This window comes from Variovorax sp. 22077 (genome assembly GCF_052044195.1).
Classification (GTDB): domain Bacteria; phylum Pseudomonadota; class Gammaproteobacteria; order Burkholderiales; family Burkholderiaceae_C; genus Variovorax; species Variovorax atrisoli.
The window spans coordinates 146,558-170,301 of the sequence record NZ_JBQEQC010000007.1 but is presented as its reverse complement, the minus strand read 5'-3'; the positions used below and the strand labels follow the sequence as shown (position 1 = coordinate 170,301).

Genomic DNA, 23,744 nt, shown 5'->3' with positions numbered 1-23,744 from the left:
GGCGCCGCAAGCGCACCCGGCGCACCGCCGGCGCCTGCGGCGTCCTACACCCGTGGATTGTCGGTGCTGGCAAAAGCAAGGTGTAACGCCACCACGCAAGCCCCATGCCGGCACCTTCCTCTTCTTCCTCCTCCTCGACCGCCAGGCCCCCGTCCAGGCCGACGCCCATCGCCAACGGCCTGGTCTACGTGAACCCCGACATGCCCGGCATCCGCCGCCTGAAGCACGGCGACCGCTTCCGCTACCGCGACGCCCGCGGCATGTGGGTGCGCGACGCCGACGAGCTCTCGCGCATCCGCATGCTGGCCATTCCGCCGGCCTACACCCAGGTGTGGATCTGCCCGCTGCCCAACGGCCACCTGCAGGCCACCGGCATCGACGCGCGCGGCCGCAAGCAGTACCGCTACCACGCCGACTGGCGCTCGATGAAGGACGAGACCAAGTTCGAACGGCTCGAAGCCTTTGCGCTCGCGCTGCCGGGCATCCGTGCCCGCGTGGCGCGCGACCTGCGGCTGCCCCCGGGCCGCAAGATGCCCGGCCGCGCCCAGGTGCTCGCGGCGCTGGTGCGGCTGCTCGACACCACGCTGATGCGCGTTGGCAACGAGGAATACGCGAGCAGCAACGGCTCCTTCGGCCTCACCACGCTGCGCAACCGGCATGCGACGGTGAAGGGCCAGGCGCTCAAGCTGCGCTTCCGCGGCAAGAGCGGCGTGATGCACGAGGCGCAGCTCGACGATCCGCGCGTCGCCAAGGTGGTGCGGCAATGCCAGCAGCTGCCGGGGCAGGCACTTTTCCAGTACGTCGACGAGGATGAGGAAGGCAACGGCAAGACCGGCGAGCTGCGCGGCGTCTCGTCGACCGACGTGAACGACTACCTGGCCGAAGCCGCCGGCGGCGAACGCTTCACCGCGAAGGACTTCCGCACCTGGCACGGCACGGTGCAGGCGCTGGAGCTCACCCGGCTGGCCTGCGAGCCCGGCCGCACCGCCGCCGACGGCAGCCGCTACAGCGCCAAGGACATCCTCGGTGCGGTGGCCAAGCAGCTGGGCAACACACCCGCCGTCTGCAAGAAGGCCTACGTGCACCCTGCGGTGCTGGCGCTGGGCAGCGCGCTGTCGGATGGCGACGAGGCCACCGCCGCGCTGTTCGAGAAGATCGGCGGCAGCCGCACCGCGAGGCCTTCGCGAGGGCTGCATGCGGCGGAACGCCGGCTGCTGTCGTTCCTGAAGGCGCATCGGCGCGACCAGGCCCGGCAGACGCGCGAGGCCGCTCGCGAGAAGAACGGACGGACACGGCGCGAGCAGCGTCGCGCCGCGCGGCCCGTGGCCGGAAAGCAAAAGCCTCAGTTGCGGGTGGCGAGCACCAGGCGCACGCTGGTCGCATCGAGCGCCACGGCGTAGCCCAGGTCTTCCGCCAGGTTCTGCAGCGCAACCGCGTCGATGGCCAGGGCGCGCGGCGCGCGATGTGCGTCGAGCACGGCTTCGGAAGCGTCCGCTTCGCGCGGCAGCGCCACGAGGCGCAGCGCATTCGCGCCGTCGGCCTCGATGCGGATGGTGCCGGCCTCTTCGGCGCCGTCGTGCAGGTAGCCCATCGCACCCAGGAAGAGGTAGCGCAGCGCGGCCGCTGCAGGCCAGCGCTGCTCGTCGTCGGACGGGTTCAGGGACTCGTCCTTCTCGAGCGTCACGCCGTGCAGGTCGAAGGCGGCGCGCATCAGGGTCACGCACTGGGACACCAGCGCGCTGCGGGTGATGCCGTCGTCGACAGTCGCGAGCTCCCAGTCGCGCAGCGAGCGGATCGCCTCCACCAGTTCGGAAACCTGGGTGTCGATCAGCCCCACCCGCTCTTCGCAGGCCGTGGTGTCGACGGTCGGCGCGCTGATCTGCCGCTTGAGCATGAGCAGCGCCATGCGGATCACCGAGACCGGGGCGGCCATGTCGTGGCGCAGGGCGGGCAGCGCGCGCGTGAGGAGTTCGTGACGCACGCCGGCCGCGATCCAGCTGCGCGCACTCGGCGAGGATTTCATCGGGCGGCGGACACGGGCATCGGGTTGATCATCGGCAGGGTCAAGAGCAGCTTGCCTCCAGAAACGTTCTGGTAACAAGTATGAAGTATCAGGCCCTCCCACAGGTGTAGGAGGGTGCCTACCGTGATGCCGCCTCCGCCCGGGCCCCTGCCGGAGCTCCGGAGCCTCCGGAACCGGATTCAGGGCTTGCCGAGGTACGCGCGCACGTCCTTCACCTGCACACCCGCCGCCGCGATGGCCGAGCGCAGCTGCGCCTCGGTCACGCCGAGCGTCTGGGTCCAGTAGCGCACCTCGTGCGCCTCGTTCACGTTGATGCGGGCGCCATCCTGCGGCCCGCGCTTGTTCAGGTCATCGGCCATGGTGTTTTTCCTTTGCAGAAGGCCTTACCTTGCGAGCCGCATCGAGAGCCTTCTGGCAGACGGCGGCGCACCCGCTTGCAGGAGAAGTCCGTACGAGCCGGGTGTGAGGGCCGAGGCACGCGAAGGCCTTCGGCGAAGGCGCTCGCGCCCGCTCAGCCGGCCGCCGGCACGCAGCGCGCCTTCAGCTCGCGCTTGAGCAGCTTGCCGTTGGCCGTGGTGGGCATCGCATCGATCAGCTCGATGCGCGCGGGGCGCTTGTAGGGCGACAGGTTCCCGGCCAGGTGCGTGCGCAGCCCGGCCTCGTCGAGCGTCGCCCCCGGCTTCAGCTCGATGAAGGCGACCACCTGCTCGTTGCCGTCGGCCTCGGGCACACCGATCACCGCGCACAGGTGCACGCCCTCGAAGCGGCCGATGACCGCCTCGATCTCCGCCGGGTACACGTTGAAGCCCGAGCGGATGATCATTTCCTTCAGCCGCCCGACCACGAACAGCGCGCCGTCGTCGCCGAAGCGCCCCAGGTCGCCGCTGGCGTACCAGCCGCCGGGTCGCATCACCTGCGCGGTGGCCGCCGCGTCGCGGAAGTAGCCCAGCATCAGGCCGGGGCCGCGCAGCCAGATCTCGCCCGTGTCGCCCTGCGCCACGTCGTTGCCTTCGGGGTCGACGATGCGCGCCTCGCCGCCCTCCACCGCATGTCCGGCAGACGTATCGGCGCGTGGCGACTCGGTGCGCGTGAGAAACACCGAGCCTGCGTATTCCGACAGCCCGTAGCCGTAGTGCAGCGGCTGGCCGAAGAGCCGCTCGACACGCTGCTTGAGCGCCGGATCGAGCGGCGCCGAGCCGGTGTAGACGTAGCGCAGGTGCGGAAAGCACGGCGCCGCATGCTCGGCCTCGATGTGGGCCAGCAAGCGCGCATACATCGTCGGCGGGCCGAGCAGGTTCGACACCTGCTCGCTGGCCAGCGCGTGCAGCACGTCGGCCGGCGAGAAGCTGCCGCGCAGCACCAGCGAAGCGCCTCCGCTGAGCGCGGCCATCAGCACGGTGCCGATGCCGAAGATGTGCGTCATCGGCAGGAAGGCATAGACGCGGTCGTGCCCGCCCAGCGCGCGGATCCGCGCCGACACGCGTCCGAAGTGCAGCAGGCCGCGATGCGACACCATCACGCCCTTGGGCGTGCCCGAGGTCCCGGAGGTGAAGATGATGGCGGCCGTGTCGGCCAGCGCCGCGTCGGGCTCGGTGCGTGCGCCTTCGCGAGTGGCCGAGCGCATCACGCCTTCCAGCGAAGCCGGCTTCGCACCGGCCCTGCCCGCATGCTGCGCAGCGGCCTCGGAGGCTCCCGTCGTGTAGCAGCACAGCCGCGTATCCGCCTGCTCGGCGATCGCCGCGATCTCGCCCGGCGACATGCGCGCGTTCACGCCGCAAGACCACGCGCCCACGCGGCTGCAGGCCATGATGAGCGCGATGTGCGCGGCGCAGTTCTCCGCCACCAGCAGCACGCGATCGGTCGGCCGCACACCGGCGGCAAGGAGGTCTTGCGTGGCGACTTCGACCATGGACTGGAGCTGCGCGTAGCTGGTCGTGCCGTGGGGCTCGAAGAGAAAGACAGCATCGGGCGTGCTCGCCGCACGCTCTTCGAGCAGGTGATGGATCCGCCGCATCGCTTATTCCGCCTCGATGCCCTTGGAAGCGGTCGCCCACAGCTGCCGGTCGGACCTGCCCTTTGTCGCCAGCACCTCCGCCGCACCCGACCACACGTCGTAGCCCTGCTCGCGCAGCCGGCCGGCGATGTCCTCGCGCGCCAGCATCTTCTGCGCGGCGGCGTTGATGCGCGCGACCAGCGCCGGGTCGATGCGCGCCGGCCCGTACAGGCCGAACCAGCCGCCCACGTCGTAGCCCGGCAGGCCCGACTCGACCATGGTGGGCACATCGGGCAGCATGCGGTTGCGCTGGCGCGAGGTGACGGCCAGCGCACGCACCTTTCCCGTCTGGATGAAGGGCCTGGAGGTGGCGATGATGTCGAACATCATGGTCACGTTGCCGGCCATCACGTCGGCGAGCGCGGGCGCGCTGCCCTTGTACGGTACGTGGGTGAGCTGCACGCCGGCCATCTTCTCCAGCAGCGCGCCGCTCAGGTGGTTGGAGGCGCCCACGCCGGCCGATCCGTAGAACACCTTGCCCGGCCGCGCCTTCGCATAGGCCAGCAGCTCGGCCACGCTGCGCACCGGCACCTCGTTGTTGACGACCAGCACGTTGGTGTAGTCCACCAGCGGCGCGATGGGCGCGAGGTCCTTCATCGGGTCGAAGGCCATGTGGCGCTGCACGTTGGGGTTGATGGTGATCGTCGGGCTCGCGCCGAAGAACAGCGTGGCACCGTCGGGCGCGGCCTTGGCCACTGCGTCGCCGCCGAGCGAGCCGCTGGCGCCGGGCCGGTTGTCCACGATCACCTGCGTGCCCAGCTCCTGGCTCAGTGCGGGCGCGAGCAGGCGCGCAGCGCCGTCCACGGGACCGCCGGCCGAATAGCCGACCACGAGCTTGACGAGCGGTGGCAATGGCTGCTGCGCGAACACGCGCGAAGGCAGAGCGGCCAGCGCCGCGCTGCCCGCCAGCGCCGACAAGATGTGGCGGCGCGAAAGGTCGATGGAAGTCATGAGCGTTGTCTCCTTTTTTGATCTACAAGTCAGGCTCGAAAGCCAGGCAGGACCGTTCTTTCGTGGAACACCGCGGAACCGGCTTTGCCAGGCCGCAGGTGTCGCCCCCGGCAGGGGGTTGGCGCGGCGACACGAAGTGCGCGAAGGCCGGGGGTGAGCCTCATGCGGGCAAGTCCAGAACCTGCCGCGCGAGGATGTTGCGCTGTATCTCGTTGGTGCCGCCATAGATCATTGCGGCGGTGGAGCCGATGAGCGGCGAGAGCACGTTGAAGGTCTGGCCGTCGAGCACCTGGTCGCCGGCCACGGCGCCCTGCTCCTCGCCGGCCTCGACCAGCAGCGCGCCGATGCGGTGGTAGGTCTCGCTCGCCCAGATCTTCAGCAGCGACACCGAGGCCGGCAGCGGCTTGCCCGCGCGCACGATGTTCGCGAAGCCGGTGTAGGCGGCCGAGAGGTCGAGCACGTCGAGCCGCAATGCCGCGAAGCGCTGCGCGAACACCGGGTCGGCGAAGAGACGCCGCGCCTGCGCCAGCCGCGCGAGCTGGCCCAGTGCGTACTGCGACTGCTTGGGGCTGCCCAGGAAGATGCGCTCGAAGCCCAGCAGCGCCTTCGCGATGCTCCAGCCGCCGTGCAGCCTGCCCACGAGGTTCTCGGCCGGCACGCGCACGTTGTCGAAGAACACCTCGCAGAACTCCGGCTCGCCCGCCAGCGTGTGGATCGGCCGGATGGTGATGCCCGGCGTGCGCAGGTCGCACAGCAGGAAGCTGATGCCCTCCTGCTTGCGCGCGTCCTTGTCGGTGCGCACCAGCATGAAGATGTGATTGGCGTCCTGCGCGAGCGTGGTCCATATCTTCTGGCCGTTGACGATGAAGTGCTCGCCCTGCGCGTCGCGCGCCGGCATCGCCTCGGTGCGCAGGCCCGCGAGGTCGGAGCCGGCATTGGGCTCCGAATAACCCTGGCACCACACATGCTCGCCGCTGAGGATGCGCGGCAGGAAGCGTTGCTGCTGCTGCGGCGTGCCGTGCTGGATCAGCAGAGGCCCGATCATCACGATGCCCTGGTCGGGCGCGCGCGCCACGCCGAACTGCTCCAGCTCCTCGATCCATGCGATGAGCTTGTCCGCGGGCAGCCCCATGCCGCCGTGCGACTGCGGCCATGCCGGCGCGATCCAGCCCTGTGCCGAGAGCGTGAGGTACCACTCGCGCATCTCGCTCCAGCGCGCACGGTGCGAGAGGTAGCGCAGCTGCTGCGGATATCGCTGCTGCAGGAAGGCGCGCACCATGCGGCGGAAGTCGGCCTCGGGCATGGCGGACCAGTCGGCGGTGCGCGGAAACTCGCCGTTCCACCCGGCCACGCCGGACGCGGCCTCCGCATCGCCCGACAGCACGGCATGCCTGCGCTGATGCGCGCTCGCGTTGCCCAGCCATGCCGAGAGGCACAGCACCCGCTTGTAGAACAGGCTCAGGTCGCACTCCTGCGTGTAGCCGATGGCGCCGTGCAGCTGCACGGACGCTCGCGAGGCCTGCAGCGCGGCGGCGGTGCAGCGCGCGTTGACGCGGCTGGCCTCGGCCTCGAGCCGCTGCGCCGGCAGGCCCTGCGCCGCGAGCGCCAGCACTTCGTCCAGCGTGGCCTTCGCCACTTCGAGGTGGATGAACATGTCGACGCATCGGTGCTGCAGCGCCTGGAAGCTGCCGATGGGCTTGCCGAACTGCGAGCGGGTGCGCAGGTAGGCCAGCGTCTGCGCCAGCATCGCCTGCCCCGCGCCCAGCAGTTCCGCCGACTGCAGGATCTGGCCGGCCGCGAGCGCATGGCGCAGCGCCTCCTGCGCGGCCGGGCCATCGGCGAGCACCGCATCGGCCGGCAGCACGACCTGCTCGAAGCGCAGGTTCGAAGCCTGGCTGCCATCGACCAGCGGTACCGGCGTTTCGATCACGCCTGCGGTGCCGCGCGGCACCCACAGCAGCACGGCGTCGTCGTCACCGCGCGCCGACACCAGCCAGCCGCTGGCGGCCGCGCCGGGCAGCACCATCAGCTTCTCGCCCTGCAGCAGCACGCCGCCCCCGGGTCGGGCCTCGCAGCCGCAGGCCAGCGGCACCGCGCTCAGGTCGCCCGCGCTCTCCTGCCATGCGAGCGCGGGCAGGCTGCGGCCTGCGACCAGCTCGGCGAGCAGCGCGTTCGCGCCGGGCGTGCCCAGCCGCGCCAGCAGCAGCGCGCCGAGGCCGGCCACGGCCAAGAGCGGCTGGGGTGCCGCATGCTCGCCGGCTGCGCGGAAGATCTCGCCAGCTCCGTCGAGCCCCAGCGCCAGCCCTGCGGCCGACTCGGGTGCCAGCATGCCGGTCCAGCCGAGTGCGGCGATGTCCTGCCAGCCCTCGGCCTCGTCGCCGCCGGGGCGCTCCATGCGCTCGCGCCGGCGCTGCAGGGCACGGCTGCGTTCGAAGTAGTCCAGTGCCGATTCGCGCACTGCAGCAAGTGATTCGAGGTCCATCGCCGCAGCGTGACAGAAGGCCCCGCAAAGCGGCATTTGCATTTGCCGAAGGGAGGGTTTCGCAATCAGAGAGCCGCTGCGCGCGCGTGCGGGCTAGATTCGGCCCCATGACCACCAAGATCAAGAAATCCCTGCACACGGAGCTGGGCCGCAGCACGCCCGACCGGATCACCGTGCGCGGGCGCGACCTGCCTTCGGAGATCCTCGGCCACCTCAACCTGGGCGACATGGCTTTCCTGGAGCTGACCGGGCGCATTCCCACGCCGCAGGAGTCGGTGACCTTCAACGCCATCGTCGTCACGCTGGTGGAGCACGGCGTCACGCCCAGCGCGCTGGCGGCGCGCCTCACCTATGCAGGCGCACCCGAGGCGCTGCAGGCGGCCGTGGCGGCGGGTCTGTGCGGGCTGGGCACGGTGTTCGTCGGCAGCACCGAGGGCGCCGCGAAGATGCTCTACGAGGCGATTCCCTTCGGCGAGACACCCTCCCGCCCGCTGGCAGACATGGCCAAGGACATCGTGGCCGACCACCGAGCGCGCAAGCTGATCGTGCCGGGGCTGGGCCATCCGCTGCACAAGCCCATCGACCCGCGCACGCCGCGGCTCTTCCAGATCGCGGCGGAGAACGGGCTTTCCACGCACTACGTCGCGCTGATGCAGGCGGTGCAGGAGGAAGCCGAGCGCGTGTCGGGCAAGTCGCTGCCGATCAACGCGACCGGCGCCATCGGCGCGATCGCGGCCGAGTTCGGCTTTCCCTGGAAGATCATCCGCGGCTTCGGCGTGATGGCGCGGGCCATCGGGCTGGTGGGCCACATCCTGGAAGAGATCGACGACCCGATGGCCGTCGAGATCTGGCAGCGCGTGGAGAAGGAAGCGGGCGAGCCGCGCCAGGACTGAACAGCAGCAGCAAGAACCGATGAACAACGCCAACGACAAGAACTTTCCCGACATCCGCGATGCCGTGCGCGACCTGTGCGCGCAGTTTCCCGACGCCTACTTCCGCAGGATCGACGAGGCGCGCGGCTACCCCGCCGAATTCGTCGACGCGCTCACCAGGGCCGGCTGGATGGCCGCGCTGATTCCGCAGGAGTACGGCGGCTCTGGCCTGGGCCTGACCGAGGCCTCGGTCATCATGGAAGAGATCAACCGCTGCGGCGGCAACTCGGGCGCCTGCCACGGCCAGATGTACAACATGGGCACGCTGCTGCGCCACGGCAGCGAGGCGCAGAAGCGCGCCTACCTGCCCAAGATCGCCAACGGCGAACTGCGCCTGCAGTCCATGGGCGTGACCGAGCCCACCACCGGCACCGACACGACCAAGATCAAGACGACCGCCGTGAGGAAGGGCGACCGCTACGTCGTCAACGGCCAGAAGGTGTGGATCTCGCGCATCCAGCACTCCGACCTGATGATCCTGCTGGCGCGCACCACGCCGCTTTCGGAGGTGAAGAAGAAGTCGGAAGGCATGTCGATCTTCATCGTCGACCTGCGCGAGGCCATCGGCAAGGGGCTGGAAGTGCGGCCCATCCTCAACATGGTGAACCACGAGACCAACGAGCTGTTCTTCGAGAACCTGGAGATCCCGGCCGAGAACCTCATCGGCGAGGAAGGCCAGGGCTTCAAGTACATCCTCGACGGGCTCAACGCGGAGCGCACGCTGATCGCGGCCGAGTGCATCGGCGACGGCTACTGGTTCATCGACCGGGTCACGAAGTACACGAAGGAGCGCGTGGTGTTCGGCAGGCCCATCGGCCAGAACCAGGGCGTGCAGTTCCCCATTGCCGAGTCGTTCATCGAGGTGGAGGCGGCCAACCTCATGCGCTACGAGGCCTGCCGCCTCTTCGACGCGCACCAGCCCTGCGGTGCGCAGGCCAACATGGCGAAGTACCTCGCTGCCAAGGCGAGCTGGGAGGCGGCCAATGCCTGCCTGCAGTTCCATGGCGGCTTCGGCTTCGCCTGCGAATACGACATCGAGCGCAAGTTCAGGGAGACGCGGCTGTACCAGGTGGCGCCGATCTCGACCAACCTCATCCTGAGCTACGTCGCCGAACACATGCTCAGCCTCCCCCGTTCGTTTTGACTAACCCCCAGGCTTCGCGCACTTCGTGTCGCTTCGCCAACCCCCTTGCTGGGGGCAACGCCTGCGGCCCGGCAAGGCCGGTTCCGCGGCATTCCACGAAAGGATCATTCATGACGTCCGCCGCTGTCGACCATCCGAGCAAGGTGCTCGCCACGTTCGCTGCCGACCTGAAGTTCGACGCCATCCCCGCGCCCGTGCTTCGCCGCACCGAGGACCTGATGCTCGACTGGCTGGGCTCCGTGCTCGCCGCGCGCACGGCGCGTCCGGTGCGCAGCATCGAGCGCTTCGCGCAGATGATGGGGCCCGCCGAAGGCCCCAGCGAACTGCTGACCTCGCGGCGCACCACTTCGCCGGTGTTCGCCGCGCTGGTCAACGCGGCGGCCTCGCATTTCGTGGAGCAGGACGACGTGCACAACGGCTCGGTGTTCCACCCGGCCGCAGTCGTCATCGCGCCAGCCCTGGCCGTGGCGCAGAGCATCGGCGCGAGCGGTGCGCAGCTGCTCACGGCCGTCGTCGCAGGCTACGAGGTCGGCATCCGCGTGGGTGAATTCCTCGGCCGCTCGCACTACAAGACCTTCCACACGACCGCGACGGCGGGCACCCTCGCGTCGGCCGCGGCGGTGGGCCGGCTGCTGGAGCTCTCGCCGCAGCAGATGCTGCACGCCTTCGGCTCGGCAGGCACGCAGTCGGCCGGCGTGTGGGAGTTCCTGCGCGACGCGGCGGATTCCAAGCAGCTGCACTGTGCGCACGCCGCCGCCAGCGGGCTGATGTCGGCCTACCTCGCGCAGGACGGCTTCACCGGGGCCGCGAAGATCCTCGAAGGCGCGCAGGGCCTGGGCGTGGGCATGTCGAGCGATGCCGACCCGGCGAAGCTCACCGACGGCCTGGGCACGCGCTGGACGCTGGCCGAGACCTCCTTCAAGTACCACGCCTCCTGCCGCCACACCCACCCCGCCGCCGACGCGCTGCTGCAGGTGATGCAGCAGAACAGGCTGAAGCCGGCCGACGTGTCGCGCGTGACCACGCATGTGCACCAGGGCGCCATCGACGTGCTGGGCCGCGTCGACGTTCCAGCCACGGTGCACCAGGGCAAGTTCTCGATGGGCACGGTGCTGGGCCTGATCGCCGTGCACGGCCGCGCGGGCCTGGGCGAGTTCGACCGCGACTTCCTCGCGCCCGAGGTCTCGGCCTTCCGCGAGAAGGTGACGATGCAGCTCGACGAGGAAGTCGACACGGCCTACCCGGCACGCTGGATCGGCAAGGTCAGCGTGCAGACCGCCGACGGCCGCACGCTGCAAGGCCGCGTGGACGAGCCCAAGGGCGACCCCGGCAACAGCCTGAGTCGCACGGAGATCGAGGACAAGATGCAGCGCCTCGCGCACTACGGCGAAGGCGCCACGGCCGAGGAGGCGAAGGCGCTGTGCCGGCGCGTCTGGCAACTGGCCGACACGCCGCGCGTGGGACGCTGGCTGGCTTGAGCCCGTTCAGGCTGGCGCGGTCCAGGCGAAGAGCCGGCCGCAGCCCGGCGAGCGCGCATCGAGCCCCGCTGTGCGCACCAGGTCCCAGAAGCCGGCTGGCGAGCTGGACACCACGGGCACCTGCAGGCGCTCCTCCACTTCGCGCACCGCGTCGAGCGTGACCAGCCCGCCGCAGGAGATCAGGATGCCGTCGGCTCCCGGCTGCGCCTCGAACACCTTCACGCACAGGTCCACCAGCGCCTGGGTCGGCACCTTGCCGACGGCCTGCACGTCGGAGATCGACAGGCCTTCGAGCGCCAATGGCTCGAAGTCGCTCTGCTCCAGGTAGCCACGCAGCTGCTCGTTGACCTCGTCGATGTAGGCCGTGGCCACCGCCACGCGCCGCACCTTCAGGTGGCGCAGCCCGTTGACGATGGCGTTGCTCATGGTCGTGCAGGGCAGGCCGGTGGCACGCGCCATCTCGACCTCGAGCTGGCGGTTGAAGGCCGCGCCGCGGAAGAAGCTCAGGGAGGTGCCCATGAGCGAGATCGCGGAAACGCCCTCTTCCTTCTTCAGTGCCACCGCCTTCTCGACCACCGAGTCGATCACGTCGAGATAGCCGCGCGTGGAGATTTCCCCCAGGCCCAGGCCGCGCGCGCTGAAGCGGATGCGCTCGCCGTACAGCAGCGGGCCGTCCACCGGCACCGCGCCCGCGGCGGGCGGCACGATCAGTCCAAGGTGAGGCTGCGCCATGCTCAGCTCCCCTCGGCCACGATGTGCTGCTCCGCGATGATCTTCTTCCATCGCGCGGTCTCGGCGGCCATGTCCTTGCCGAGCTGGGCCGGCGTGGCGTACGCGCGCAGCGTGCCCTGCGCCGCCGCGGCGGTGCCGGCCTCGGGCGTGTCGAGCACTGCCTTCACGGCGGCCGAGAGCTTGTCGACGATCTCGTTGGGGGTGCCGGCCGGCGCCAGCACGAAGATGCGCGGCGCCACGTCGAAGCCCGGCAGGGCATCGGCCAGCGGCGGCACGCTCTCGGCGCCTTCGAGCTTGGCGGTGTTCATCATCGCGAGCGCGCGCAGCTTGCCCGCCTTGGCCTGCGCCATGCCGGCGGTGGCGCTCACCACGCCGATCGGAATCTGGCCGCCGATCACGTCGGGCACGATCTGCGCCGCGCCGCGATAGGGCACGTGCACCACCGGGCTGCCGGTGGCCTGCTTGAGCATCTCGAAGCCCAGGTGCTGCACCGTGCCCACGCCCGAGGTCGCGTACGAGTAGCGCGAGGCGTTGGCCTTGAGCTCCTTCACCAGCTCCGCCGGAGTCTTGGCGGGGAAGTCGTTGCCGACGACGATCATCAGCGGCGAGATGAAAGCCCCCGCCACCGGCTTGAAGCTGGTGAGCGGGTCGATCGCGATCTTCGGCTGCAGCAGCTTGGCGGCGAGCAAGGCGCTGTCGCCCATCATCAGCGTGTAGCCGTCGGGCGGCGCCTTGGCGACGAAGTCGGCCGCGATGAGCCCGGTCGCGCCGGTGCGGTTCTCCACCAGCACCTGCTGGCCCAGCACGTTCGACAGGCGCGTGCCGAGCAGCCGCGCCACCGCATCGACGCCGCCGCCGGCGGAGTAGCCGACGATGAGCCGGATGGGCTTGTCGGGGTACTTCTGGGCCTGGGCCCAGGCCGCGGGCGCCGAGAGGGCTGCAGCGAGGCCCAGGGCGGCCATCGCGCGCAACGCATGGCGGTGCGCGGGTGGTCGAATCGCTTGTGTGGCTTTCATCATGTCTCCGTTGTCTTTGATCGGACGCCGGCCGTCTGTCGCGGCCTGGTCGTGAAGGAAGAAAGTGTCGCGCGAGGGGTGGCGCCGGCCGCTCAGGCCTTGCCCTTGCCGTGCGAGGTCGGCAGCTTCGCCAGCTCGCGCACGCGCTCGGCGTTCGGAGCGAAGCCCAGGCCCGGCGTCTCCGGCAGCGTGAGCCAGCCCTGCTCGGGCACGGGCAGGCCGTCGAAAATCTGCTTGAGCATCTGCACCGCCACGTAGTGGTACTCGACCAGCCCGCCGTTCGACACGCCCGCATGCAGGTGCATGTTGTGGAAGGGCCAGGCGCCGCCGTTGTCGATGGGCACGTTGAAGGCCTGCGCCATGCCGGCGATCTTCAGCACCTGCGAGTAGCCGCCCGAGATGGTCACGTTGGGCTGCAGCACGTCGGCCGCCTGGTTCACCAGCAGGTCGCGGAAGCGGAAGGCCAGGCCCTCGTTCTGCCCGCAGGCCAGCGGGATGCGTGTGCGCGCGCGCAGCTGGGCCATCTGGCGCACGTCGTTCTGCGTGAGCGGCTCCTCGAAGAAGCTGATGCCGTAGGGCTCGATGCGGTGCGCGAGCTCGGTGGCGTGGAACAGGTCGAGGCCGCAGTTGGCGTCGACGTAGAGCTTCACGTCGGGGCCCACGGCCTCGCGCACGGCGGCGACGCGGCGCACGTCTTCCGCAATGACTTCGTCGAGCGGGCGTGGCTCGTCGCGGCGCGCGAGCGCATGGTTGCCGACCGTCATCTTCAGCCGCTGGAAGCCCTGCGACACCCACAGTTTGGCGGCGGCGGCAAGCTGGTCGCGCTCGAAGAAGCCGAAGCCGAAGGTGGCGTACACCGGCACCTTCGCGCGCGCGCCGCCGAGCAGGCGCCACAGCGGCTGGCCCAGCGCGCGGGCCTTGATGTCCCACAGCGCGATGTCGAGCGCGGCGATGGCGTGGCTGGCGTAGCCGGTCTGGCCGCGCGGCGAGAGCAGCCAGTAGAGCTTCTCCCACAGGCGCTCGGTGGCCATCGGGTCCTCGCCGATCAGCGCGGGGCCCGCCACCTCGCGCACGGCGGCGGCGATGATTTCTTCTTCCGTGATGGCCGTCATGCCGTGGCCGACGAGGCCGGTGTCGGTCTCGATCTCGGTGAGGCACAGCGACAGCGAGGTCTGCTTGTTCATGCCGACCACGTCGATGGTGACGGGAATGTTCAGCGGCGTGGCGCTGACGCGAACGATCTTCAAGTGTGTCTCCTTCGTTGATGCACGCATCTTTGCGTGCGAACCGCGGGAGAACAATTCGTTTTTGGCGAGTCCGAGCCTTCGCGTGCCACGAAGGCTGGCCTGCGGGCAGGCTCAGTCGGGTCGGCCCAGGTGCTCCAGCACCGAGCGTGCGGCCACCGTCAGCTCCTGCTGCCTGCGCACGCACAGCAGGTGGCGCCTGTGGGCCCAGGGCGCATCGAGCTTCAGGCAGCGCAGCTTCAGTATCTGCAGTTGCGGCAGGATGGCCGCATAGGGCAGCACGCCGATGCCCGCGCCCTGCTCCACCATGCGGCAGACCATGTCGAAGCTGCCCACCTGCATGCGCACCTTCAGCGGCACGCCGGCCTCCAGCGCCGCGGACAGCAGCACGCGGTGCAGCGCCGTGCCTTCGCGCACCACGATGTGGTCGTGGCTCAGCACCTCGTCGACGCCGATGCGCCGGCGCCGCGCGAGCGGATGGTCGCGCGCCACCACCACCGCCAGCTCGTCGTTGCGGTACGGCAGGCATTCGAGCCCCTCGGCGGGCGTGTTGCCCTCGATCACGCCGATGTCGGCCAGGCCGGCCTGCACCGCCTTCACCACCTCGGTGCTCGCACGTTCCTGCAGGTCGATCTTCAGCACCGGATGCAGGTGCAGGAAGGAGCCGATCTGCGACGGAAGGAACTGCGCGATGGTCGATGCGTTGGCCGTGATGCTCACCACGCCCGCCACACCGTTCTGGAAGTCGTCGAGCTCCGCGCCGAGACGGTCCATGGCAGACAGCACGGCGCGCGCATGCAGCAGCAGGCCGTGGCCCGCCGAAGTGAGCGTGACGCCGCGCGCATGCCGCACCAGCAGCGGCAGCCGCGCGCGGGCCTCGAGGTCGGAGATGCGCTTGCTGGCTGCAGCCAGCGCGATGTGGCAGCGCTTGGCGCCTTCGCTGATGCTGCCGTTGTCGGCAACGGCGACGAACAGGCGCAGCGACTTCAGGTCGGCCGACATGGCTGCGGCCTCCTCAGCGCGTCGCGAGGTGGTCGAACAACTCGCGCGCCAGGGCGGGCAGCTGCTCGCGGCTGCGCGCGATCAGCTTCAGCTCGCGCTCGGCCCAGGTGTCGCTGAGCGCCACCGTCGAGATGCGCATCGCCATCGACAGCCGCTGCGCCGACGACGCCGGCAGCACGCCGATGCCCACGCCCGCCTCGATCATCAGGCAGATGGCCTCGAAGCTGCTGACCTGGATGCGCGGGTTGAAGCCGCGCCCCGCGAGTTCGGCCCGGCGCTGCAGGAAGCGGTGGATGGCGCTGCCGTGGTGCAGGCCCACGTGCTGTTCGTCGAGCGTGTCGGCAAAGGCCACCGAGGGCGCTCCGGCAAGGCGATGCGTGACCGGCACCACCAGCACGAGCTGGTTGCTGCCGAAGGGCCGCGAGTCGAAGTCGCCCGTGTGCACGTCGCCTGCGAGGATGCCGATGTCGGCCTCGCCGTCGGCCACCGCGCGCACGATCTCCTCGCTGAGGTATTCGCGCAGGTCGACCTGCACGGCCGGATGCTGCGTGAGGAAGCCCGCCAGCTTCTGCGGCAGGTATTCGGTGATGGAGGTGGTGTTGGCGAACACCCGCACATGGCCCTTGATGCCCTTGCCGAAGTCCTGCATGTCGCAGCGCAGATGCTCCATCTGCTGCATCACGCGCTTGGCGTGGTAGAGCACCGCCTGGCCCGCCGCCGTGAGGCTCACGCCCTGCGCACTGCGGTGCAGCAGCTTGCCGCCCACGGCCTCCTCCATCTGCTTGATGCGCGTGGAGGCGGCGGCCAGCGAGATGCAGGCCTTCTCCGCGCCGCGCGTGAGGCTGTGCGCGTCCGCCACGTAGACGAACAGTTTCAGGTCGAACAGGTCGAAGTGCAGGTTCACCGGGCGCCGGAATCAAGGGGAAGCGGAACGCGCATTGTCCGGCGAATGGCCTCCCGCATGGCCTGATGCGGGTTTGTCCTCAGACCGGGTCCCAGCTGAACACGTCTGCCGAGCGGTCGAGCTCGAAGAAGCTGGCGCGCATTGCGGGCATGGCGTGCTCGGCGATGCTCTGCGGCGTCCAGCCCTCCGAGCGGTGGATGGAGCGCACCGGCCGCGGCTGGCTGATGAGCGAGATCTCGTTGTTGCGCACCGAGAAGATCTGGCCGTTGACCGCCGCCGCGGCATCGCTCGCAAGGTACACGGCCAGCGGAGCGACCTTGGCGGGCGTCATCTGCTTGATCTTGTCGACGCGGGCGCGCTGCTCGTCGGTATCGGTGGGAATGGCGCCGATCATGCGGCTCCAGGCGAAGGGCGCGATGCAGTTGGAGCGCACGTTGAATTTCTGCATGTCCAGCGCGATCGACTTCGACAGCGCCACGATGCCCAGCTTGGCCGCCGCATAGTTGGCCTGGCCGAAGTTGCCGATCAGGCCCGACGTGGAGGTCATGTGCACCAGCGCGCCCGACTCCTGCTCCTTGAAGTGCGTGGCGGCGGCGCGGCTCACGTAGTAGGCGCCGTACAGGTGAACCTTGAGCACCGAGTCCCATTCGTCGACCGACATCTTGTGGAAGAAGCGGTCGCGCAGGATGCCCGCGTTGTTGACCACCGCGTCGATGCGCCCGAAGCAGTCGATGGCGCACTGCACGATGCGCGCCGCGCTCGCGGCATCGGCCACGCTGTCGGTGCTGGGCACCGCCTGCCCGCCGGCCGCGCGGATCTCGTCGACCACCTGCTGCGCGGGGCCGGCGCTGCCCCCTGCTCCGTCGAGCGCCGCGCCGATGTCGTTGACCACCACCTTCGCGCCATGCGCCGCCATCGCCAGCGCGATGTCGCGCCCGATCCCGCCACCCGCGCCGGTGACGACGACCACTTTTCCTTCAACCATGCTTGTCTGCGCTCCAGATGTTCGTTCGCCCGCGGGGTCGCGGGCGAAATCCAGAATGCCACAGGGAGGGGTGAAGCGGGTTTCGGGTTTCCGAAGAGGGGCTTCGGCAACGCCCCCGACTACTGCCTCGCCGTGCGGATGTTCGGCGGCAGCGCCTGCGGCCAGCTCGTGCGGAAGGGGTTGATGTCGAGCCCGCCGCGGCGCGTGTAGCGCGCGTACACCGCGAGCTTGTTCGGCTTGCAGCGCGTCCAGATGTCCGTGAACATGCGCTCGGCGCAGGGCTCGTGGAACTCGTTGTGGTTGCGGAAACTGACGATGTACGCGAGCAGGCCGGCCTGGTCGATGGGCGGGCCGCTGTAGCGGATCTGCACGCTACCCCAGTCGGGCTGGCCGGTGACGAGGCAGTTGCTCTTGAGCAGCCGGCTGGTGAGGGTTTCGTTGACGGGCGCCTGCGTGGCGTCGCTGCTCAGCAGCTCGGGGGTGGGCTGGTAGTGGCTGCACTCGATGTCGAGGCGGTCGAGGTCGAGGCCGTCGAGTTCGTGCACCGGCTCGCGGTCGAACATGTCGGGCGCCAGCAGGGTCACGCCGATGGTGGCCTGCTGGTCGCTGCCGCGCCATGCTGCCTCGGACAGGTCGGCGCGCAGGCGCTCGCGCACCGCGTCGACGCTCGCGAACTGGCTGTTGTTGAAGCTGTTGAGGTAGAGCTTGAAGCTCTTGCTCTCGATGATGTTGGGCGTCTCGCAGGGGATGGTGAAGTGCGCGATGGCCAGCTGCGGCTTGCCGCGCAGGTTGAGCCAGCTCACCTCGAAGGCGGTCCAGAGGTCGGCGCCGAAGAATGGCAGCGCGCCTGTCCTGATGCCCATGGCCTCGCGCTGCGTGGCGCGCGGAATGGGAAAGAGCAGCGTCGGGTCGTAGTGGTCGGCGTAGGCGGACGCGCGGCCCAGCTGGGATTGCTCGGGGGTGTTGGGGTTCGGGTCTTGGCTCATGATGGTCTTGTCTGGGCGGCATCCGCCGCGTGCGCGAAAGGCGCGATGTGGTTGGCGAGGATGTCGCACACCTCGGGCGGCAGGTCGTGGCCCATGCCGGGAACGGAAACGAACTTCGAGCCCGGGATGCGCCGGGCCGTGTCTTCGCCGCAGGCGATGGGCACGAGCGCGTCAGCCTCGCCGTGCAGCACCAGCGTGGGCGACTGGATGCGCGGCAGCAGCGCGGGGCGCTCGTCGTCGGCGCCGATGGCGAGCATCTGCCGCATCAGGCCGGCCGGGTGGTAGGAGCGGCGCATGCTGAAGACGAGCCGCTCGGAGAGCTCCTCGTCGGTCTGCGGATAGGCCGGGCTCTGGATGAGCCGCAGCAGCCGGATGCTGTGCGCGACCAGCGCGGCCTCGTCGCGGCCCATCGGTCGGCGCATGAGCATGGCGGCGACCTGGCGGCGCGGACCGGGCAGGCCGCGCGCCCCGCTGGAGCTCATGATGCTCACGAGGCTGGCCGTGCGCTGCGGCGCGGCGGCAGCGATGCGCTGGGCGATCATGCCGCCCATGGAGGCTCCGACGATGTGGGCCCTTTCGATGCCGAGCGCGTCGAGCACGCCGAGCGAATCGAGGGCCATGTCCTGCAGCGCGTAGGGCGAGCGCACCTTCAGGCCGAGGCGGTGGCGAATGGTCTCCCACACGATGTTGCCCACGCCCGCGTGGTCGAAGCCCTGGCTCAGGCCGATGTCGCGGTTGTCGTGGCGCACCACGCGGAAGCCCGCGTCCACCAGCTGCTGCACGAAGGCCGTCGGCCATGCAACGAGCTGCATGCCCAGGCCCATGATGAGCAGGATGACGGGGCGACCCTCGCCCCCCGTGTCGTCGACCTCGATCTGCAGCCCGTTGGCGGTGACTTTCATCGATTGCTTCGTCGTGCCTGCGCTTCTTACTTGAACTCGCGCTCGCGCAGCCACTTGGTGGCGACCCACTTCTCGCCCGCGAGCACCGGCGCGCCGCCGTGCAGGGTGCGGGTGACGGGGTCGGGCCGGTCGTAGCTGAAGAACACGCCGCAGCCGCGCGCCGGGGCCACTTCGAGGCCCACGTCGGGGAAGGTGGTGGCGCCGCCGCCCTCGGGCTCCTGCAGGTACATCACCAGGGTAGCCACGCGCTGGCCGCCGCGCTTGAGGATGGTGGGCGTGCCGGGTTCGTTGGGGTCGAAGTAGTCGTAGTGCGGGCGGTACTGCGCGCCGGGGGCGTAGCGCAGGATCTGCAGGCCCTCGCCGAACTCGAGCGGCCAGCGCAGCAGCTCGGCGATGCGCTGCTCGACGCGGGCGACGATCTCGTTCTCGCCGCGTTCGAAGAACATGCCGTCGCTGGTGCGGTCGACGTTGAGCACCTCGCCGCCGGTTCGCGTCTCCACCGTGAGCGAACGCGCGAGCCGCACGCGCGCGGCGGCGATCAGTCCTTCGCATTCCTCCGCCGACAGCAGGTTGCCGAAGACCACCACGCGCGGATGCCGCATGGTCTGCAGCACCTGCACGCGGCGGTCGCCCGCGTCGATGTACAGCGGCGCGCCGTCGAGGTCGGGCCCGGGCATCTTCGCCTGCACGGCCGGCAACGCGACCTCCACGTTGGGAAATCCGGCTTCGAGCTGCGCCAGCGCCGTATCGGCGGCGGCGTCGTGCCAGCCGGCCGCGCGCATGGAAGCGCGCAGCGCCGGCACCGAATGCCCGGCGGCGAGCTGGGCTACCAGCCACTCGCGCAGTTCCGGACTGATCGCTTGCGACATATCAATTACTCCTCCACGCTGCGGCAAGCCCCGCAACGCATGAAAAAACAGCCACGCCCCATTCCAGGAACACCGCGGAACCGGCTTTGCCGGGCCGCCGGTGTTGCCCCCTGCAAGGGGGTTGGCGAAACGACACGAAGTGCGCGAAGACTGGGGGTCAGCCCAGCCTTCTCCTGAACACCAGCCTGTCGGGCCTGGATACGGATGCATCGAAACCATAACCTTCGAGGTCGAACTTTTCCAGTGCCTTGGGCGTGGCCGCCTTGTGCTGCACGGCCCAGCGCGCCAGCAGGCCGCGGGCGCGCTTGGCGAAGAAGCTCACGATCTTGTACCGGTCGCCCTTCCACTCCTCGAAGACGCATTCGACCACGCGGGCCTTGAGCACCTTCAGGTCGACCGACTTGAAGTATTCCTGCGACGCCACATTGACCACCACGGGAGTGCGGTCGGCCGCGAGGCGCTCGTTCAGGTGCTCGGCGATGCGCGGGCCCCAGAAGGCGTAGAGGTCCTTGCCGTGGCGGTTGGCCAGCTGGGTGCCCATCTCCAGGCGGTAGGGCTGCAGCAGGTCGAGCGGGCGCAGCAGGCCGTAGAGGCCGCTGAGGATGCACACGTGCTCCTGCGCCCAGGCCAGCTGGGCCTTCGTGAGGCTGCGGGCGTCGAGGCCGCCGTAGACGTCGCCGTCGAAGGCGAAGGCCGCCTGGCGGGCGTTCTTCGGCGTGCTCTTGCTGGACCAGGCCTCGTAGCGAGCCACGTTCAGGGCCGAGAGCTTGTCCGACAGGCTCATGAGCTCGGAGATCTGCTGGGGCGACTTCTCGCGCAGCAGCTTGATGAGCTCGACCGAGGGGCCGCGGGGCGATTCGAAATGGGGCTGGGTGGCGGGGATTTCGGCGGGGACGGGGGTTTCGTAGTCGAGCGACTTGGCGGGGGAAAGCAGGAACAGCATCCCGGAATTATCAGTGGCGGCCGTGACGGGGAGCCGCCCCGGTAAAATCGCCGGCTACCCACCTGTGTCCCCCCAGACGGCGCCCCGAGAGGGCCGTTCTGCATTTCCGTTCTGCATTTCCCATGAGCGAACCCACCACCCCTCCCGCCCAGCCTGGTCTGGACAGCCTTTCCAAATCGTTCGAGCCCGCCGCCATCGAGGCGCACTGGGGCCCCGAATGGGAGAAGCGCGGCTATGCCAAGGCCGGCTTCCGAGGCACGCAGCAACCCAAGGAAGGCGCCGAGTCGTTCGCGATCCAGCTGCCGCCGCCCAACGTCACGGGCACGCTGCACATGGGCCATGCGTTCAACCAGACGATCATGGACAGCCTCACGCGCTACCACCGCATGAAGGGCGACAACACGCTGTGGGTGCCCGGCACCGACCACGCCGGCATCGCCACGCAGATCGTGGTGGAGCGCCAGCTGCAGGAGCAGAAGGTCAGCCGCCACGACCTGGGCCGCAAGAACTTCGTGGCGCGCGTGTGGGAATGGAAGGAGAAGTCGGGCAACACCATCACCCAGCAGATGCGCCGCCTGGGCGACACGGTGGACTGGAGCCGCGAGTACTTCACCATGGACGACGACCTCTCCAAGGTCGTCACCCACACCTTCGTGAAGCTGTACGAAGAAGGCCTGATCTACCGCGGCAAGCGCCTGGGCAACTGGGACCCGGTGCTCAAGACCTCGGTGAGCGACCTCGAGGTCGAGAGCGAGGAGGAAGACGGCTCGCTCTGGCACATCGCCTACCCGCTCGAAGACGGCAGCGGCACCCTGACCGTGGCCACCACCCGACCCGAGACCATGCTCGGCGACACGGCCGTGATGGTCCACCCCGAGGATGAGCGCTACAGGCACCTCGTCGGCAAGCGCGTGAAGCTGCCGCTGGTGGACCGTCTGATCCCGATCATTGCCGACGACTACGTCGACAAGGAATTCGGCACCGGCGTCGTGAAGGTCACGCCCGCGCACGACTACAACGACTATGCGGTCGGCCAGCGCCACAAGCTCGAGATGATCGGCGTGCTCACGCTCGACGCCACCATCAACGACAACGCCCCCGAGAAGTACCGCGGCCTCGACCGCTTCATGGCGCGCAAGGCCATCGTGGCCGACCTCGACGCGCTGGGCCTGCTGGTCGAGGTGAAGAAGCACAGGCTGATGGTGCCGCGCTGCGCGCGCTCGGGCGCCATCGTCGAGCCGATGCTCACCGACCAGTGGTACGTGGCCATGACGCGCCCCGGCGCCGACGGCCAGTCGATCGCGCAGAAGGCCATCGACGTGGTGAAGTCGGGCGAGGTGCGCTTCGTGCCCGAGAACTGGGTCAACACCTACAACCACTGGATGGAGAACATCCAGGACTGGACCATCTCGCGCCAGCTCTGGTGGGGCCACCAGATTCCGGCCTGGTACGACGAGGAAGGCAACGTGTACGTGGCGGAGGACGAAGCCGCCGCCCAGGCCAAGGCGCCCGGCAAGAAACTGACGCGCGACGAGGACGTGCTCGACACCTGGTATTCGTCGGCGCTGGTGCCCTTCTCGTCGCTCGGCTGGCCCGAGAAGACGCAGGACCTCGACCTGTACCTGCCCTCCACGGTGCTGGTGACCGGCTACGACATCATCTTCTTCTGGGTCGCCCGGATGATCATGATGACCAAGCACTTCATCGGCAAGGTGCCCTTCAAGCACGTGTACATCCACGGCCTGGTGCGCGACGCGCAGGGCAAGAAGATGAGCAAGTCGGAAGGCAACGTGCTCGACCCGGTGGACCTGATCGACGGCATCGAGCTGCCCGCGCTGCTCGACAAGCGCACGCAGGGCCTGCGCAAGCCCGAGACGGCACCCGCCGTTCGCAAGAACACCCAGAAGGAATTCCCGGAGGGCATCCCCGCCTTCGGCGCCGACGCGCTGCGCTTCACCTTCGCCTCGCTCGCGTCGCTCGGCCGCAGCATCAACTTCGACTCCAAGCGCTGCGAGGGCTACCGCAACTTCTGCAACAAGCTGTGGAATGCCACGCGCTTTGTGCTGATGAACTGCGAGGGCCAGGACTGCGGCCTGCTGGAGCACACCAAGGAAGAATGCCAGGTCGGCGGCAAGGCCCATGGCTACCTGAAGTTCAGCCGCGCCGACTACTGGATCGTGTCCAAGCTCCAGCGCGTGGAAGCCGAGGTGGCCCAGGGCTTCGAGGAATACCGCCTCGACAACGTGGCCACCGCGATCTACCAGTTCGCCTGGGACGAGTTCTGCGACTGGTACCTCGAGATCGCCAAGGTGCAGATCCAGACCGGCGACGACGCGCAGAAGCGCGCCACGCGCCGCACGCTCATCCGCGTGCTCGAGACCCTGCTGCGCCTCGCGCACCCGGTGATTCCGTTCATCACCGAAGAGCTGTGGCAGAAGGTGTCGAAGGTTGCAGGACGTGAGGGCGAGTCGATCATGATCGCCGCCTATCCGAAGAGCCAGCCCGAGAAGATCGACGAGGCGGCCGAAGCGTACGTCGCGCGCCTGAAGGCGCTGGTGGATGCATGCCGGACGCTGCGCGGCGAGATGAACGTGTCGCCCGCCACGCGCCTGCCGCTCTACGCCGTGGCCGACGACGCAGAAGGCGCGGCCTTCCTGCGCGAATCGGCGCCGGTGCTGCAGGCGCTGGCCAAGCTCAAGGAAGTGAAGGTCTTCGACGACGAGGCCTCCTGGTCGGCTGCCGCCGAGGCTGCGCCCGTGGCCGTGGTGGGTGCCGCACGCCTGTGCCTGCACATGGAGATCGACAAGGCCGCGGAGAAGGTCCGCATCGGCAAGGAAGTCGCCCGCGTCGAAGGCGAGATCGCCAAGGTGCACTCCAAGCTGGGCAACGAAGCCTTCGTCGCGAAGGCTCCGCCGGCCGTGATCGAGCAGGAACGTAAACGTCTGACTGACTTCACCGCCATGCTGGAGCGCCTGCGCGACCAGCTTGTACGCCTCGGCTGACAGACCGGGGGCTTCGAAGACGTATAGGATGCCAGGAGCGGCTGCGCGCCGTTTCGCATCCTGCCATCCCCCTCTTTGACGAAAGACGCTGAACCG

20 protein-coding genes are annotated in these 23,744 nt (G+C 69.3%); 5 read left to right on the top strand and 15 right to left on the bottom strand.

Features of this window, described 5'->3' with window-relative positions:
* Positions 1 to 104: 104 nt before the first annotated feature.
* A complete protein-coding gene (locus ACTJLF_RS12570) occupies positions 105 to 1,400 on the top strand; it encodes a DNA topoisomerase IB (RefSeq protein WP_440883181.1) in 1,296 nt (431 codons plus the stop codon).
* Here ACTJLF_RS12570 and ACTJLF_RS12565 read toward each other — a convergent pair.
* From ACTJLF_RS12565 to ACTJLF_RS12545, 5 genes are all read right to left on the bottom strand, one after another.
* Complete coding sequence (locus ACTJLF_RS12565; protein WP_019654232.1) at positions 1,343 to 2,023, bottom strand: hypothetical protein; 681 nt, start codon at positions 2,021 to 2,023, stop codon at positions 1,343 to 1,345. The two genes, ACTJLF_RS12570 and ACTJLF_RS12565, sit on opposite strands and share 58 nt — an antisense overlap.
* 179 nt (positions 2,024 to 2,202) lie before the next feature.
* Positions 2,203 to 2,382 (bottom strand): DUF3606 domain-containing protein, encoded by a 180-nt coding sequence (locus ACTJLF_RS12560; protein ID WP_019654233.1) that lies wholly within the window; start codon positions 2,380 to 2,382, stop codon positions 2,203 to 2,205.
* 152 nt (positions 2,383 to 2,534) lie between these two features.
* Complete coding sequence (locus ACTJLF_RS12555) at positions 2,535 to 4,037, bottom strand: class I adenylate-forming enzyme family protein (RefSeq protein WP_440883180.1); 1,503 nt, start codon at positions 4,035 to 4,037, stop codon at positions 2,535 to 2,537.
* Between the two features lie 3 nt (positions 4,038 to 4,040).
* On the bottom strand, positions 4,041 to 5,027 hold the full coding sequence (locus ACTJLF_RS12550) for a Bug family tripartite tricarboxylate transporter substrate binding protein (protein ID WP_126182773.1): 987 nt from the start codon (positions 5,025 to 5,027) through the stop codon (positions 4,041 to 4,043).
* Positions 5,028 to 5,187: 160 nt separating this feature from the next.
* A complete protein-coding gene (locus tag ACTJLF_RS12545; protein WP_440883179.1) occupies positions 5,188 to 7,509 on the bottom strand; it encodes an acyl-CoA dehydrogenase in 2,322 nt (773 codons plus the stop codon).
* Between the two features lie 107 nt (positions 7,510 to 7,616).
* Here ACTJLF_RS12545 and ACTJLF_RS12540 point away from each other — a divergent pair, with 107 nt between their 5' ends.
* From ACTJLF_RS12540 to ACTJLF_RS12530, 3 genes are all read left to right on the top strand, one after another.
* Positions 7,617 to 8,402, top strand: coding sequence for a citryl-CoA lyase (locus ACTJLF_RS12540; protein ID WP_019654237.1), 786 nt, complete (start codon positions 7,617 to 7,619; stop codon positions 8,400 to 8,402).
* A 19-nt stretch (positions 8,403 to 8,421) separates the two neighbouring features.
* On the top strand, positions 8,422 to 9,585 hold the full coding sequence (locus ACTJLF_RS12535) for an acyl-CoA dehydrogenase family protein (RefSeq protein WP_440883178.1): 1,164 nt from the start codon (positions 8,422 to 8,424) through the stop codon (positions 9,583 to 9,585).
* 110 nt (positions 9,586 to 9,695) lie between these two features.
* Positions 9,696 to 11,063, top strand: a complete 1,368-nt coding sequence (locus tag ACTJLF_RS12530) for an MmgE/PrpD family protein (RefSeq protein ID WP_132752429.1) — start codon at positions 9,696 to 9,698, stop codon at positions 11,061 to 11,063.
* A gap of 6 nt (positions 11,064 to 11,069) precedes the next feature.
* Here the strand turns inward: ACTJLF_RS12530 and ACTJLF_RS12525 are convergent, their stop codons facing one another.
* From ACTJLF_RS12525 to yaaA, 10 genes are all read right to left on the bottom strand, one after another.
* Positions 11,070 to 11,795: an arylmalonate decarboxylase gene (locus ACTJLF_RS12525; RefSeq protein ID WP_132752428.1), complete on the bottom strand. Its 726-nt coding sequence runs from the start codon at positions 11,793 to 11,795 to the stop codon at positions 11,070 to 11,072.
* A 2-nt stretch (positions 11,796 to 11,797) separates the two neighbouring features.
* The gene (locus tag ACTJLF_RS12520; protein WP_440883177.1) at positions 11,798 to 12,811 is read right to left on the bottom strand and encodes a Bug family tripartite tricarboxylate transporter substrate binding protein; all 1,014 of its coding nucleotides are present in this window, start codon (positions 12,809 to 12,811) and stop codon (positions 11,798 to 11,800) included.
* A gap of 92 nt (positions 12,812 to 12,903) precedes the next feature.
* On the bottom strand, positions 12,904 to 14,058 hold the full coding sequence (locus ACTJLF_RS12515) for a mandelate racemase/muconate lactonizing enzyme family protein (protein WP_126182767.1): 1,155 nt from the start codon (positions 14,056 to 14,058) through the stop codon (positions 12,904 to 12,906).
* A 111-nt stretch (positions 14,059 to 14,169) separates the two neighbouring features.
* Positions 14,170 to 15,057: a LysR family transcriptional regulator gene (locus tag ACTJLF_RS12510; RefSeq protein WP_440883176.1), complete on the bottom strand. Its 888-nt coding sequence runs from the start codon at positions 15,055 to 15,057 to the stop codon at positions 14,170 to 14,172.
* 13 nt (positions 15,058 to 15,070) lie between these two features.
* Entirely contained in the window at positions 15,071 to 15,961 is an 891-nt protein-coding gene (locus ACTJLF_RS12505; protein ID WP_019654244.1) for a LysR substrate-binding domain-containing protein, read from the bottom strand.
* 79 nt (positions 15,962 to 16,040) lie between these two features.
* Positions 16,041 to 16,946: an SDR family NAD(P)-dependent oxidoreductase gene (locus tag ACTJLF_RS12500; protein WP_126182765.1), complete on the bottom strand. Its 906-nt coding sequence runs from the start codon at positions 16,944 to 16,946 to the stop codon at positions 16,041 to 16,043.
* A 119-nt stretch (positions 16,947 to 17,065) separates the two neighbouring features.
* Positions 17,066 to 17,932, bottom strand: a complete 867-nt coding sequence (gene queF, locus ACTJLF_RS12495; protein WP_019654246.1) for an NADPH-dependent 7-cyano-7-deazaguanine reductase QueF — start codon at positions 17,930 to 17,932, stop codon at positions 17,066 to 17,068.
* Positions 17,929 to 18,834 (bottom strand): alpha/beta fold hydrolase, encoded by a 906-nt coding sequence (locus ACTJLF_RS12490; protein WP_440883175.1) that lies wholly within the window; start codon positions 18,832 to 18,834, stop codon positions 17,929 to 17,931. Before ACTJLF_RS12490 ends, queF begins: the two co-directional genes overlap by 4 nt.
* Before the next feature lie 26 nt (positions 18,835 to 18,860).
* Positions 18,861 to 19,703, bottom strand: a complete 843-nt coding sequence (locus tag ACTJLF_RS12485) for a 2OG-Fe(II) oxygenase (protein ID WP_019654248.1) — start codon at positions 19,701 to 19,703, stop codon at positions 18,861 to 18,863.
* A gap of 157 nt (positions 19,704 to 19,860) precedes the next feature.
* Positions 19,861 to 20,646: a peroxide stress protein YaaA gene (gene yaaA / locus ACTJLF_RS12480; RefSeq protein WP_019654249.1), complete on the bottom strand. Its 786-nt coding sequence runs from the start codon at positions 20,644 to 20,646 to the stop codon at positions 19,861 to 19,863.
* 122 nt (positions 20,647 to 20,768) lie between these two features.
* Between yaaA and ACTJLF_RS12475 the strand changes: the two genes are divergently transcribed.
* Positions 20,769 to 23,648 (top strand): valine--tRNA ligase, encoded by a 2,880-nt coding sequence (locus ACTJLF_RS12475; protein WP_440883174.1) that lies wholly within the window; start codon positions 20,769 to 20,771, stop codon positions 23,646 to 23,648.
* Positions 23,649 to 23,744 lie beyond the last annotated feature (96 nt).